The organism is Paenibacillus sp. FSL W7-1279, from assembly GCF_037969845.1.
In the GTDB taxonomy this organism is placed as follows: Bacteria; Bacillota; Bacilli; order Paenibacillales; family Paenibacillaceae; genus Paenibacillus_AQ.
The window spans coordinates 2889446-2902787 of sequence record NZ_CP150215.1; the positions used below are offsets into that span (position 1 = coordinate 2889446).

Here is a 13342-nt window from a genome sequence, read left to right on the forward strand (position 1 = left end):
AAGCCTGGTTTGGATTTTACGGTGTCAGTGGTTTATATAAGATGGGTTTACGAATGTTTCAATTGTCGGCATAAAATTCGATACGAGTATGGTTCTAAATCGATATGCATCGTACCGTTTACCGGTTTTACGGGATCCTTCGTCTCGGCATCAATCCAATCGGTCGTGACAATAGGATGCGAGATGGTCCGCTTCGAGTCGCTGTTGTTCATCCAGACGATAAAATGCATGGTCTCGTCCGCACGCTCGTACACAATGCAAGGATCATGGAGATTCGCTTGCAGGAAGCGGAAGCGTCCCTGTCTCAGCGCCTTATGCTTTTTCCGAAGCGCGATCATCCCTTGATAAAACTTATAGAGCTCTTGATTTCGTTTCTTAGGATCCCATTCCATGCATTTGCGGCAGTCGGGATCTCCGTCCCCTGTCAATCCGATTTCGTCGCCATAAAAGATGCACGGCGTTCCCATGAATGTAAACAGAAATACAACCGTGAGTTTCATGCGCCGGATATCTCCACCCACACGGGTAAGCAGCCGCGGCGTATCGTGGCTGCACAGCAGATTAAAGACCACTTCGTTGGTCTGCTGCGGATATCGCATCAGGATCGAACCGATGCGGTTGGCAAACGTGAGCCCGTCCATGTTGCCATTGAAGAATTCCAGGACCTTATCGGCAAAAGGATAATTCATCACGGAATCAAACTGGTCACCCTGCAGCCAGATTAAGGAGTCCGACCACACCTCGCCCACGATATAAGCTTCAGGGTTGGCTTTCTTGACTACCTGTCTGAAATCCCGCCAAAAATGATGGTCAATTTCATTGGCAACGTCCAGACGCCAGCCGTCGAGATTGATTTCCTTGATCCAATATTCGGCTACACCCAGCAAATACGCCTTCACTTCAGGATTGGCGGTATTGAATTTCGGCATATTTCCGAAAAAGCCGAAGGTGTCATAGCTGGGAATGCCATCCTTGACCTCGCATGGAAACTGGTTCACATGAAACCATTCGGCATATCTGGATTTTTCCCCGTGCTTCAGCACGTCCTGAAAGGGAGGAAACTCCTCGCTGCAGTGATTGAATACCGCATCGAGAATCACTCGAATGCCTTTTGCGTGGCAAGAATCTACTACTTTTTTCAGCAACTCATTATCGCCAAAGTGCGGATCCACCTGTTTATAATCAACCGTGTCATATTTATGATTGGAGGGGGAGAGGAAAAGCGGAGTAAAATAAATGGCGTTTATACCCAGATCAACGAGATCATCCAGATGATCCAGCACGCCCTGCAGATCACCGCCGAAGAAATTATCCACCTCCGGCTTGCCGCCCCAGACCTCGGTTTCTTCAGGATTGGTGGCGGGGTTTCCGTTAGCAAAGCGTTCAGTCATAATTTGATAAAACACGGCTTCTTTGGCCCATTCCGGTACTTTGAATACATCGACCTCATGTATGTACGGAAATTCAAAGTAACCTGCAGGCGGATAAGGATAGTCCCATCCAATCCCGCTGTCCACCATATATACCGTCTCATCTCCGGCATGAATCCGAAAGCCGTATGACAGTCTTTTGTATTTCGGCCTGACTCCGCATTCCCAGTAATCAAACATGTCATCCGAGGCGGCCTTTTCCATGGTGATCTCGAAGTACGTACGGTCCCAATCGTATTTGTCGCCGGTCATGGCAACAACAGAATCAATGTCGTTTTTCTTGGTTCGGATCCGAAGATGAATGGTTTTTGTATCATATGCATAAGCCCATTTATCTCTTGGAACATGATACAGTGCTTCTAACAGCATGGTTACACCTCCTATATGAGTAAAGCTATAGCTAATTAATAACCAACTGCTGGCTTGCATGAATCATGGAGTGAAAGAGACAGTCCGGGAACCGTTCATTTATCATGTGCCGGATTTCATACGCTATTATAAGATGGGAAGGGAACGGATAGATTATGCATCATTAAAAAGGAGTTTGCCCTAGATCCTCTTATCACCTAATGGGTAATGCTGAAGTCCTGTATTTACATTAATATGAAGGAAGAAATGTATGGCCCTCTACTGGCTATATGGGCAAAGTATTATCCACAAAATGGCTATCTACTGATTTTATCCCCTAATTTATTTGTTTAAATGATTAAAGGAATGAAATCCTATGTGTATGATGAATTGACCATTGTATTAAAATAATGAAACAAACGCAATTAGTAAGGCTTATATTAAGTATGATGATCATAAGAGCCGATGAATTTTCATTGCATATTCATGCATCCTGTTTTATAATGACTCAGTTGCATTTTTTCTATGATTGAATCTATACGTAACAGTTAGGGGAGAAACGAGACATATGAAACGTAAATTTACAGCGTGGATGACCCTGTTCATGGTGGTTGTGCTGTCTTTTGGCAGTATCGTCCATGCGGAGGGTGAGAAGAAAACGGTGATTCTCGGTACGAGTGCCGATTATGCACCTTATGAGTTCCATAAAACGATAGATGGCGTGGATACCATCGTCGGATTTGACATCGACATCGCGAAGGAAATCGCCAAGGATCTTGGCGCCGAGCTCATTATTAAGGACACCTCCTTTGATGCACTCTTGCCGGAGCTGACGAGCGGACGCGTGGATTTCGTCATATCGGGCATGAATCCGACGGAAGAACGCCGAAAAAGCATCGATTTTTCCGAGCCTTATTATGCAGCGGAACAATCGGTCGTCGTCCGTAAGGAAGATGCGCTAAAGTTCAACACGCTTGAAAGCCTGGAGGGAGCTCGGATCGGGGTTCAGAAAAGCTCCATTCAGGAGTCCATTGCAAAAACAATCCCGAAAGCCAATGTGATATCACTGGATAAAATCCCGGACCTGCTGCTGCAGCTGGAATCTGAACGCGTGGATGTTGTCCTCGCCGAGTATCCGATCGCAAAGACCAATATGAATGAAGCAACGATGGCGATCACGGACGCTAAACCGACGGCTGAGAACGACGCCTATGCCATCGGGGTTCGTAAAGGGAACGAAGAGCTGCTGAAGAGCATTAATGCTACACTTGAGCGCTTGAAGGAGAATGACCAGATCCAGAAATTTGTCGACGAGGCCAGTGACCTGGCTGCAGGCCGTAAGGCAGAGAATCTGAACACATTTGAATTCTTTTGGAAATATCGCGATTATTATGCCAAGGGCATCCAGTTTACGCTGCTTATTTCGGCACTTGGTGTATTCTTCGGATTCATTCTCGGTCTGATTATCGCTTTAATGCGGATGTCGGGTGTCAAAATCCTTAAGTTTTTGGCTACCGCTTATATCGAGATCATCCGCGGTACCCCGATGCTGGTGCAGTTGTTTATTATTCATTACAGTTTGGCGGCGTTCGATATTAAATTCTCACCGATACAGTCGGGTATTTTGACGCTTTCTATCAACAGTGCGGCATATCTGGCTGAAATATTCCGTGCCGGCATTCAAGGCGTGGACCGCGGTCAATTGGAGGCCGCACGTTCCCTCGGAATGACCAAGGGCAAAGCGATGCGCCACATTATATTGCCGCAGGCGTTAAAAGGCGTTTTGCCTGCCATCGGTAATGAGTTTGTTGTCATCATTAAGGAATCCTCCATCGTCTCCTTTATCGGTGTGGTGGATATTATGTATCAAGCCCAGATTTTGCGCGGCATGACCTTTGCGGCATTAAATCCGCTGCTTGTGGCTGCCCTGATCTACTTTATACTGACATTCGTTCTTTCGAAGCTTCTGGGTGTCTGGGAAAGGAAGTTGAGTGCAAGTGATAACCGTTAAGGATCTTCATAAATCATTTGGCAAGCTGGAAATATTGAAGGGCATTAACATCGAGATTGCAAAAGGAGAAGTGGTGGTTGTCATCGGACCGAGCGGCTCCGGAAAAAGCACCTTTTTACGCTGTCTCAATTTGCTTGAAGTTCCGACCAGCGGCGAAATTTCGTTCGAGGGTGAGCTGATCACCGCCAAGAATCACAATATCAATGCTACCCGCGAGAAAATGGGCATGGTGTTTCAGCAGTTTAACCTGTTTCCTCACAAGAAGGTCATCGAGAATATTACGCTTGCTCCTATTCAGGTGAAGGGGGTCTCGGCGAAGGAAGCCGAGGCTACTGCAGACGAGCTGCTGAAGTCGGTGGGGCTGCAGGATAAGAAGGAGTCTTATCCTTCCCAGCTGTCCGGTGGACAGAAGCAGAGAATCGCCATAGCGCGAGCACTCGCGATGCAGCCGCATGTCATGCTGTTTGACGAACCAACCTCCGCACTGGACCCGGAGATGGTGGGTGAGGTATTGGAGGTAATGAAGAAGCTTGCCGATGGCGGGATGACGATGGTCATCGTCACCCATGAGATGGGCTTCGCCCGGGAAGTGGGAGATCGGATCCTGTTCATGGATGGCGGTAAAATCGTAGAGGAAGGTACGCCGGACCAGCTGTTTGGCAATCCGACCCATCCTCGTACGAAAGAGTTTTTAAGTAAGGTTTTGTAACTTTTATATCTACATTGCATCAGACGAAAACAGCGCTATACCTGATTGTTTCAGGAATTGTCGCTGTTTTTGTTTGCGTATTGGTAACAATTGCTTGCAGTATAGGTTACAAAATTGTGATATATTCATGTTCGTTGACATACTACATCCGATTTACCAAGTTACATATAGGGAGGCATCTTTAGATGTTACAACAAATGAAAGCATGGACTAAACATCGTGGACTCAACCATAAGATCGCTGGAAAAACAGCAAAATGGTTTACCATTACAGCCGTTGCGCTAGGCATGACTTTTGCCGGAGGCGGCTTGCAAGCCCATGCAAGCTCCGTACACGTAGCGAAGAACGGCGATACCTTCTATTATTTGTCCAAACAGTACGGCGTTAATATGGACAAGCTGATGAAAGCCAATCCGAAAATTAAAGCAACGAATATATACTCTGGTCTGAAAATCACCATTCCCGGCTCGGTATCGATGAACTCGACAGCGTCTGCTGCACCCATCGCTCCAGGCGCTTCCGGGTTTACGCCTAGCTTGAGCGTTTCCCCTGAGAAGAATGTAGTGGAAGCATGGGGCAAGACATTTAATTACAGCAAAACATTGTCCGTCAAAGCAACCGCATATTCTGCTGCTGCAAGCGAGAACGGCAAATGGGGCGCTGTTGATTACTTCGGAAATTCCCTTGAGCTTGGTACGATTGCTGTCGACCCAAAAATCATTCCGCTCGGCACCAAGGTGCTTGTTACAGGGCATGAGCATCCAGGTCTGCCGAAAAAGGCATTTGTGGCAGAAGCACGTGATATCGGCGGGGCTATTAAAGGGAATAAGATTGATATCTTCATCCCGGGTTCCCAATCGTCCGTGAAGCAATTCGGCATCCAGGATATCAAATTGTTCATTATCGAATAATTCAATCCATCATCATCGAAAAACAATTTTAATATGGTAGACGGCTAGTCTGGATTAATGCTCCAGTCAGCCGTCTTTTTATGTTATGGGGATCTATCTCGACTCTGACACGCCTAACATCTCCGGCAGTGTCACGAAGCTATATCCCTTTCTCCGCAGTTCGGTAATAATATCCGGGAGCGCTTCAATCGTTCCGGTTAGGTCCGATCCCACGCCACCTCCGGCATGCTGGAGTACGATCGAGCCTGGTCCGACAGCTGACAGAATGTTGCTCTTAACCTCTTCCTTAGGCAGACCTTTCCAATCGAGCGAGTCAACATTCCAATTCACGACTTTGTACCCGTTTTTGCGTGCCCACTGTAGCTGCTCTTCATTTATATCGCCGTAAGGTGGACGGATTAGCCGCGGATCCACACCGGTTAGTGACTTCAAGATCGTGTTGGTACGTTCGATTTGGCTTTTAAATTTGTCCAGGCTCAACTTGTTCAGCTGCGCATGATTATAGGAGTGATTGCCAATGGCGTGACCTTCATCATGGATTCGTTTTGCGAGATCGGGGTGTTTTTTGGCCCGTTCCCCCACTGCAAAGAATGTGGCTTTTACTTGATACTCTTTAAGGACGTCCAGAACTTTGCCGGTAAATCGGGGATCCGGAACATCATCAAAGGTCAAAGCGATCTGTTTGACCCGGGGTCCGCTAGAGCGAAAGGTATCCGGGTATTTTCTCAGCAATTGACTTAAAGACGGCGCATCGTCTGAAATTTGGTTCTTGCTTTGATTGGCATGCTGACTGGACTCCGACATGACGGAAGTTTCCTGGGGGTGAAGTGACAAACGATGTACATCGGATGCGTTTGCCGGAATGTCCGGCCCTATTAAAAAGAGTAACATAATCCACAACAGGCAGCTTCCTGCGCGGTATCGTTTGAACATCACGATCGGCCCCTTTAGCTTTTTAATATGGTATGCCCAGTTAATTGGGTGATTATCCTCAATATGGGAATGCGATGATTTTTAGTTTTCCCTTAGAAAGGTGTATAATAACCGGTATCAGATTTTATTACATCTTGATCATTTGGATATGGAAGGAGATAATCGCTTGGCAGACTTGTTTACACCTTACAATTTCAAGAATTTGACCCTCAAGAACCGCATTGTTATGCCACCGATGTGTCAATATTCCGTTCAAGCCGAGGACGGGATTCCGAATGATTGGCATTTTGTTCATTACGTCAGCCGTGCCGTAGGAGGTACAGGCTTAATTATTGTGGAAATGACAGGTGTCCATCCGGATGGACGGATCACGAATCAGGATACGGGGATATGGGACGACAACCAGATTCCGGCCTACCGCCGTATTGTGGAGAGCGTGCATTCTTATGGAACCAAGATTGGTATCCAGCTTGGGCATGCCGGAAGAAAAGCGCAGGATGCAGAGCCGTCGGTGGCCCCTTCTGCGATTCCGTTCAGCTCCCACTACAAAATGCCCAAGGTGCTGTCCGGGGCGGAAGTGGAAGAGCTCATTCAAGCCTTCCAGGAAGGCGCTCGTCGAGCTGTTGAAGCCGGGTTCGATACCATAGAGATTCATGGAGCCCATGGCTATCTCATTCATCAGTTTCATTCGCCGCTCACGAATCAGCGCAGTGACGAATATGGTCAAGATCTCCCTCTATTCGGCGAGCGGGTTGTTCAAGCGGTTAAAGAAGTGCTGCCTGAAGGCATGCCGATCATTATGAGGGTATCTGCGAAAGAATACGTGGACGGAGGCTACGATGTGCAGTACTGCGCGGAAGTCTGCACACGTTACCGGGATGCCGGCGTCGATATTTTTCATATCTCCTCGGGGGGAGAAGGCCAGGTCGGCGCAAATGGCGGCCCGGAAGCGAAGCCCGGTTACCAGGTGGATCTGGCAGCAGAGTTCAAGCAGCTGTTAAAGGTGCCTGTGATTGCGGTAGGAATGCTGGATGATTACCATGCCGCGCAAGAGGTGGTTTTGTCAGGCAAAGCGGATCTGGTGGCGATCGGCCGGGGAATGCTCCGGGATCCCTACTGGGCTGTTCACGCCGCCAAGGCGCTTGATGGAGGTCAGAAAGTTCCCAAGCAGTATGAACGGGGATATTAAATAAAAAATATTTTGAAACGTTTTGGATCATGGAACGTAAACATTAATCATATACCAGTATTTTAAAGTGAAAGCGAGAGGAAGAGAACGATGTCCATATTTAAAAGATTGCGCGATTTGACCATGTCCAATATTAACGCCATTATCGACAAGGCGGAAGACCCGATTAAAATGACGGATCAGTACATTCGGGATATGACGGAAGATCTTGAGGATGCCGAGAAAGCAGTAGCTTCGCAAATTGCCATCGAGAAACGCTTTAAAGCACTTTATGAAGAGCAAGCTGCACTTGTTGAAAAACGGACGCAGCAGGCTCATACGGCAGCACAAGCTCAAAACGTTGATCTTGCCCGCCGCGCGCTGGAAGAGAAGAAGGCCGCCGAGGCCAAGCGTGATGAGTACAAAGCAAGCTACGATCAGAACAAACTGGCAGCTGACAATCTGCGCGGCAAGCTGGAAGAAATGCGTAAGCAGCTTACCGCGATGAAGAACAAGCGCGAAACTTTGGTCGCCCGTTATAATGCGGCTAAAGCGCAAACCGAGATCAACAAAGCGATGAACGGGTTTGGTTCCGACACAGCATCGGCTGGATTGAAACGTATGGAAGAGAAGATGCTCGCTATGGAAGCACGTGCGGAAGCAAGCAATGAAATGTCGGCAAAAGAGAAATCCCTTGATGAAGAGTTTGAGAACCTTGGCAAGGACAAAGTCGTTGAGGATGAGCTTGCAGCCTTGATGAAGCAATACGAGAACAAGTAAAAACGGATTCAGTGGTCTAACAGGTAATATAGTTTAGGGGGCGAGGGAGAAACAGCAGGGCTGAATACAGCTGTGCTTCTCCTTCGCTTTTGTTTGATTGATCGTAGATATACATGGAGCACATCCCCTTTATGAACGTCTGTCTTCGATTGAAGCAGTTCGAGCTCAAGGAGTTTGTTTGTATGTTGAATGTGGAGGCTTAGAGATGGATTTTGATATGATCTTGCGTGTATTGCTTTGGACAGCTGTCGGTGGGCTGCTGTTGTTTGTTTTGATGTTTGTGGATTCCCTGTTCACGAAATATAACGATCTTGAAGAAGTGAAAGCGGGTAATATGGCGGTAACCACAAGACTGATACTGAAGCTGTTCGCACAAGGGTATATTTTATCCGTGTCGATCGGAACGTCATATCATCTGCTTGAGGCCATTGTGGTATCGATCATTTCATTTATCATATTGCTGGTTCTCGAATCGTTAACAGAGCTCATGCTTCGTAACTTCGGCAAGCTGAACCTTGACAAGGGGACTCGCGAAGGAAAGACGGGATACGGTTTGTTTGCAGGTTCGCTGCATGTGGTTGGGGCGTTAATTATTACCGCTTGCCTATAGAACGCATAATGGAGATAGGGGACAGGAAAGATGAGTATGTGGAAAAGAATCAGCAATTTATTTAGTAAGCCGGAGCCGCCCAAGGTAGAGAAAAGCATGCTGCAGCTGGCTCCTGGCGATATTTGCGAAGTGTCTCTGGTCACTTATGAAGTCACGGGTCGCGTGCACAATCGCGGTCGTAATGCGGTCGTCTTGACGCTGCAGGATGGCAGCACCATTGCTTACCTTCATATCGAAGAACGCGAGACGGTACAGTACGCGTTATACGCTCCGATCGATGGACGGCTGGATTCTCCCGATGAGGTACCATCCATCATCGATCTGGACGATCATGTATTTCATCTGGAAGAGGAATATGGGGGGCATGTTTCGATTACCGGTCGTACCGCGTTTACGCAAAGCGGGGAGCAGCACGTATGGCAATACCAATCGGATGATTACAAGCTGCTGCGGATTGAATGGCAGAACGGGCGGTTTATGTTGTATGAAGGCGAGAAAGTGATACCGGGGGACGTTCGAGTTATCCGGGCGACTTAGGAGTGGTGGCATGAAGGAACGCTCTTTTATATCTATAAAAATCATATTGGTGCTGAGTTTGTTCGTATCATTATTGAGTGGATGCGGAGCGCCGAATATCAAGGATACCTATCCGCTGGAATCCGTCAATCGAGACGGAAACGCAACGTCCTATGTGTACCGGGCAGCTGATAAAAGCGTTCCGGATGTCGCAGGCGAGCTCATCGCGGCGAACACGCCGGATCAATCGTCTCCTGAGGATACCGAGCGGATGTTTCTGGTATATGGGGATGAGTATTACCATTTGCAGCAGGATCCCCAGAAGCCGACCGATACGCTGATCGAAATCGACTCCAAGGAGTATGTTCAGCGCAATTATGATTCAAGTTTCCTGCAAGGGTACTTAACGGCCGTTCTGATCGGGAATTTATTCGATTCGATGGGCGGCGGGGGTTACCGGGGGTATACAAGTAAAGATGTGTATAAACCGGCACAAGGTAACTATAAGAAGCCAACAAGCCAGGATAAGAAGATCGCTCCGCCGCTGACGGTGGACCGGAGCGGGAAGATTACCCGGCGTGGCCAGGATTCTGCCGGTACGGGCGGAAGCCTGTTCAGACGAAATCCGGATACAGGCGGAGACCGCGGCACGATCAAGCGCGGCGAAAGCGGCGGAGGTTTGTTCGATTCGCCGAAGAAATCGTACAAGAAGCCGAAGACCCGAATCGGATCTGGCAGGATCTCCCGAAGGGGACGAAGGTAAAGCAAAGAGTTCAAGCGCATGGTCAAGTGACCATGCGCTTTTTTGTCTGGTGACCCATACACACTCGGTTGTTGTGATCCTCCTACAAAACGGCGAATGGATGAGACCGGAAGCTCGGTTTGAAGATTGCGCAGAATGTAGTACAGTAAGAATGTCAGTTTTTTCTTTGAGTCAGAAAGCGAGGAATGCGTAGTGAAGGATAATCATTCGATATTGCCTAAGAAACACAATCATAAATTTGATCGGCGTGCATTGCAGGTAAGGGACGCGCAAAGGCTAGCCGTTTCTAATGCGGAGCTTGGTCAGGAGGAGCTTATTCGGCTGCAGGACAGCGATGGACGTGTGCTGGCTTCCGATGTGATCGCGCCCCACCCGTTTCCGGCTTTTGCGCGTTCGGGCATGGACGGTTATGCCGTTCGATCAGCGGATTTAGCCGCATGCGATTTAGGGGAACAGGTGTGGCTAGAGGTTGTCGACCAGATCCCGTGCGGATATGTGTCTTCCATTTCAATCGAGCAAGGCAAGGCTTCCCGCATCATGACGGGCGCTCAGGTGCCTGAAGGGGCAGACGCTGTCGTTATGCTTGAAGCGACGGAGCTTCGAACAGAGGATGGCCTTACCCATGTAGGCTTCAAGCGGTCCATCGAGACGGGGAAGAATATTACTCCCCTCGGATTCGAGCTTCAGGAAGGTGATTTGATCCTCCGCAAAGGAACACTCATCGGACCTGGAGAAATTTCGGTTCTGGCCACCTTTGGCATACACCAGGTTGAAGTGTATCGTCAACCGGTGGTAGGAATATTCTCGACGGGCAGCGAACTATTGGAAATCACCGAGCCGCTTGAACCTGGTAAAATTCGCAACAGCAATACTTATATGCTCGCATCGCAAATTCGGGAAGCCGGTGGTGTCCCGGTGATTATGGAGGCGATCCCGGATGATATCGAGCTCGCCCGCCAAAAGGTGGAAGAAGCGCTCCAGGTGTATGACATCGTGGTGACGACAGGCGGCGTATCTGTAGGCGACTACGATATTATGGGGGAGCTGGTGACATCCGGAGGTCTGGACATGCTGTTTAATAAAGTCACAATGCGGCCCGGAAGTGTTACAACCGCGGCTGTGAAGGAGGGCAAGCTGCTCTTTGCGTTATCGGGTAATCCGGGGGCCTGTTATGTGGGATTTCTGTTGTTTGTCCGACCTGCGATCCGAAAGATGCTTGGCATGGAGCAGTTGTTTTTAACCGAATGGACGGCAGAGTTGGGTTCGGATTATTCGAAAGTGAACAACTTTACCCGTTTCGTCCGGGGGAGCCTGGAGGTGTCAAACGGCAAGCTTGTAGCGACACCTGCTTCCCTTGATGAGTCAAGTGTCATGATCACGATTAAAGACAGTGACTGTTTAATCGTGATTCCGCCAGAGCTTCGTGGTGCCGTTAAAGGCCAAACCGTACAAGTTCTCGTTCTGCCGGGGGCCTGGACATGAAGGTTTTCCAGATATGCGGTTATAAAAACAGCGGCAAAACCACATTGATTGCCAGCTTGATCCCACAGTTGAAACGGCATGGCATTCGGTCAGCCGTCATCAAGCATGACGGGCACGGATTCGAAATGGACCATGAAGGGACGGACACGTACAAATTCCGAGAGGCGGGAGCGGAGGGGATCGCCATCGCTTCACCGGGGCGTACGGCGATGCTGATGGAAACGGAGCTGGAACTTGCGTCGTTGATCCATTTGTACAGTGATTTTGATCTGGTGCTTGTCGAAGGCTATAAGATGCAGCCTTTTCCAAAGCTCGTATTGCTGCGGGGAACGGAGGACATGGGGCTGCTGGATCAAGTTAAGGAGACCCGGGGTATCGTCGTGCGTCCTGAAATGCTAAAGGAACCGTCAGCCCTGCATGAGATGCAGCAGCGGCTAGCGGTTCCCCTATTTACTTGGAATGACACGGAGCGGATCACGTCGCTGCTGCTGTCATGATGAAGAAGTTAGTCCTCCGAGCGGCGTTCAATCGCCTCGGACATCGTTTTGTCCGTTAAGTGGGCATACACTTCAGTTGTCTCGGTGGACGCGTGTCCCAATTGTTCTTTGGTTTTGTAAATATCATTTTGCAGATAATAGTCGGTGGCAAACGAATGCCGCAGCTTATGAACGGTCAGGGACGGCTTGCCAAAACGCTTGGCGTATTTGATGATCATCGCCTGAATCGCCCGCTTGGTCATGCGCTGCCCTTCATTCTGGCCGTTACGCAGTGCAACGAACAGAGCTTTTTCTTTTTTTGGCACCTTGTAGCGGGCCTGCCGAAGCTGCAGATAATATTCAAGATCGTCTTTGGCTTGCGCACGGAAGTAGACCGGGGTCTTAAAGGTTTCGTCGTTATTACCTTTACGATAGACATGCAGCATTTTATTGTTCAGGTCGATGTCCGCAAGATTCAAATTGACCACTTCGGATACACGAAGGCCGGAATTTAATATGAGGCTGGCGATACAGGCATCTCTGACTTTATTTTGTTCATGCGCATAAAGCGCCTGTTTGTTCTGCTCCACATCCAGCCCATAACCTTCGTGAATGTAAGTGATGAAATCCTGAAGTTCTTCTTCTTCCAGTATTTTTCCTTTTAACTTGGCAGCCGTGTCTTTTGGTTTATGAATTCGCTTAATTTCTACTTTAGCCATGATGTTACGCTTGAGAAGCGGGTAAAACTCCTCGTCTTCCGCAATCTGGCTTAAATAATGAAACAGGGAGCGCAGCGATGAGAGCTTGCGGGAAACCGTGATTCTGGAGTTGGTCCCCTCCCGGCGTGTAGTCAGATATAACCGGTAACTGGTGATGCTGTCCATGCGCAGCGTCTCCAGCTCAAGCAGCGTTACCTCGCGGTTCGAGGCTGCTTGTGACAGCCCCTCCGAACGGAGCCAATTAAAGAACGTTTCATAATCCCTTACATATTCGAGCAGGGTGGAGGGGGAGAGATCCGGGAGCTTGTAGTCGATAAATTGCTGTACAAACCAAGGCATGTCCGGCGATTTCTCATCGAGTCTTGCACGGTCGATATCTTTTTGTATATTCATGTTCCACCTCGAATGATTGTCTTTATAGCAATGACATGTGTCATTAATTACTAGTGTAACATATGGAAAGTCGATCTTGCTTGCATGTGTCAG

The 13342-nt window shown here is 48.5% G+C and carries 13 protein-coding genes; 10 read left to right on the plus strand and 3 right to left on the minus strand.

What is annotated here, in order from left to right; translation table 11 throughout:
• Positions 1–47 precede the first annotated feature (47 nt).
• On the minus strand, positions 48–1799 hold the full coding sequence (locus tag MKY82_RS12805; RefSeq protein ID WP_339223267.1) for an alpha-glycosidase: 1752 nt from the start codon (positions 1797–1799) through the stop codon (positions 48–50).
• A gap of 547 nt (positions 1800–2346) precedes the next feature.
• On the opposite strand from MKY82_RS12805, the gene MKY82_RS12810 reads away from it, so the two are divergent.
• From MKY82_RS12810 to MKY82_RS12820, 3 genes are all read left to right on the plus strand, one after another.
• Positions 2347–3789, plus strand: a complete 1443-nt coding sequence (locus MKY82_RS12810; RefSeq protein WP_194542091.1) for an ABC transporter substrate-binding protein/permease — start codon at positions 2347–2349, stop codon at positions 3787–3789.
• On the plus strand, positions 3776–4498 hold the full coding sequence (locus MKY82_RS12815) for an amino acid ABC transporter ATP-binding protein (RefSeq protein ID WP_194542092.1): 723 nt from the start codon (positions 3776–3778) through the stop codon (positions 4496–4498). Before MKY82_RS12810 ends, MKY82_RS12815 begins: the two co-directional genes overlap by 14 nt.
• A gap of 185 nt (positions 4499–4683) precedes the next feature.
• Positions 4684–5409: a 3D domain-containing protein gene (locus tag MKY82_RS12820; protein WP_220685732.1), complete on the plus strand. Its 726-nt coding sequence runs from the start codon at positions 4684–4686 to the stop codon at positions 5407–5409.
• Positions 5410–5502: 93 nt separating this feature from the next.
• On the opposite strand, the gene MKY82_RS12825 is transcribed toward MKY82_RS12820, so the two are convergent.
• Complete coding sequence (locus MKY82_RS12825) at positions 5503–6342, minus strand: polysaccharide deacetylase family protein (RefSeq protein ID WP_339296212.1); 840 nt, start codon at positions 6340–6342, stop codon at positions 5503–5505.
• A 166-nt stretch (positions 6343–6508) separates the two neighbouring features.
• On the opposite strand from MKY82_RS12825, the gene MKY82_RS12830 reads away from it, so the two are divergent.
• The 7 genes from MKY82_RS12830 (at position 6509) to mobB (ending at position 12158) form a co-directional block, all read left to right on the plus strand.
• Entirely contained in the window at positions 6509–7531 is a 1023-nt protein-coding gene (locus MKY82_RS12830) for an NADH:flavin oxidoreductase/NADH oxidase (RefSeq protein WP_339296213.1), read from the plus strand.
• A 90-nt stretch (positions 7532–7621) separates the two neighbouring features.
• Complete coding sequence (locus tag MKY82_RS12835; protein WP_071218178.1) at positions 7622–8290, plus strand: PspA/IM30 family protein; 669 nt, start codon at positions 7622–7624, stop codon at positions 8288–8290.
• Positions 8291–8495: 205 nt separating this feature from the next.
• Positions 8496–8900 (plus strand): DUF350 domain-containing protein, encoded by a 405-nt coding sequence (locus tag MKY82_RS12840; protein WP_071218177.1) that lies wholly within the window; start codon positions 8496–8498, stop codon positions 8898–8900.
• Between the two features lie 30 nt (positions 8901–8930).
• Positions 8931–9437 carry a DUF4178 domain-containing protein gene (locus MKY82_RS12845; protein ID WP_076321199.1) on the plus strand — a complete coding sequence of 169 codons (507 nt, stop codon included), beginning with the start codon at positions 8931–8933 and terminating at the stop codon, positions 9435–9437.
• Between the two features lie 10 nt (positions 9438–9447).
• The gene (locus MKY82_RS12850; protein WP_220685728.1) at positions 9448–10179 is read left to right on the plus strand and encodes a DUF4247 domain-containing protein; all 732 of its coding nucleotides are present in this window, start codon (positions 9448–9450) and stop codon (positions 10177–10179) included.
• Between the two features lie 192 nt (positions 10180–10371).
• Positions 10372–11661: a gephyrin-like molybdotransferase Glp gene (gene glp, locus MKY82_RS12855; RefSeq protein WP_220685727.1), complete on the plus strand. Its 1290-nt coding sequence runs from the start codon at positions 10372–10374 to the stop codon at positions 11659–11661.
• Positions 11658–12158 (plus strand): molybdopterin-guanine dinucleotide biosynthesis protein B, encoded by a 501-nt coding sequence (mobB, locus tag MKY82_RS12860; protein WP_220685726.1) that lies wholly within the window; start codon positions 11658–11660, stop codon positions 12156–12158. The genes glp and mobB overlap by 4 nt, the downstream gene beginning before the upstream one ends.
• An 8-nt stretch (positions 12159–12166) precedes the next feature.
• Here mobB and xerS read toward each other — a convergent pair whose 3' ends face one another.
• Positions 12167–13249 (minus strand): tyrosine recombinase XerS, encoded by a 1083-nt coding sequence (xerS, locus tag MKY82_RS12865; protein ID WP_194542099.1) that lies wholly within the window; start codon positions 13247–13249, stop codon positions 12167–12169.
• Positions 13250–13342: the final 93 nt, after the last annotated feature.

What these genes read in the sequence shown, in the direction of transcription:
- MKY82_RS12835 (WP_071218178.1), top strand. Translation starts at nt 7,622, where the DNA reads ATGTCCATATTTAAAAGATTGCGCGATTTGACCATGTCCAATATTAAC.
- MKY82_RS12810 (WP_194542091.1), top strand. Translation starts at nt 2,347, where the DNA reads ATGAAACGTAAATTTACAGCGTGGATGACCCTGTTCATGGTGGTTGTG.
- MKY82_RS12805 (WP_339223267.1), bottom strand. Translation starts at nt 1,799, where the DNA reads ATGCTGTTAGAAGCACTGTATCATGTTCCAAGAGATAAATGGGCTTAT.
- MKY82_RS12820 (WP_220685732.1), top strand. Translation starts at nt 4,684, where the DNA reads ATGTTACAACAAATGAAAGCATGGACTAAACATCGTGGACTCAACCAT.
- MKY82_RS12840 (WP_071218177.1), top strand. Translation starts at nt 8,496, where the DNA reads ATGGATTTTGATATGATCTTGCGTGTATTGCTTTGGACAGCTGTCGGT.
- mobB (WP_220685726.1), top strand. Translation starts at nt 11,658, where the DNA reads ATGAAGGTTTTCCAGATATGCGGTTATAAAAACAGCGGCAAAACCACA.
- xerS (WP_194542099.1), bottom strand. Translation starts at nt 13,249, where the DNA reads ATGAATATACAAAAAGATATCGACCGTGCAAGACTCGATGAGAAATCG.
- MKY82_RS12850 (WP_220685728.1), top strand. Translation starts at nt 9,448, where the DNA reads ATGAAGGAACGCTCTTTTATATCTATAAAAATCATATTGGTGCTGAGT.
- MKY82_RS12825 (WP_339296212.1), bottom strand. Translation starts at nt 6,342, where the DNA reads ATGTTCAAACGATACCGCGCAGGAAGCTGCCTGTTGTGGATTATGTTA.
- MKY82_RS12845 (WP_076321199.1), top strand. Translation starts at nt 8,931, where the DNA reads ATGAGTATGTGGAAAAGAATCAGCAATTTATTTAGTAAGCCGGAGCCG.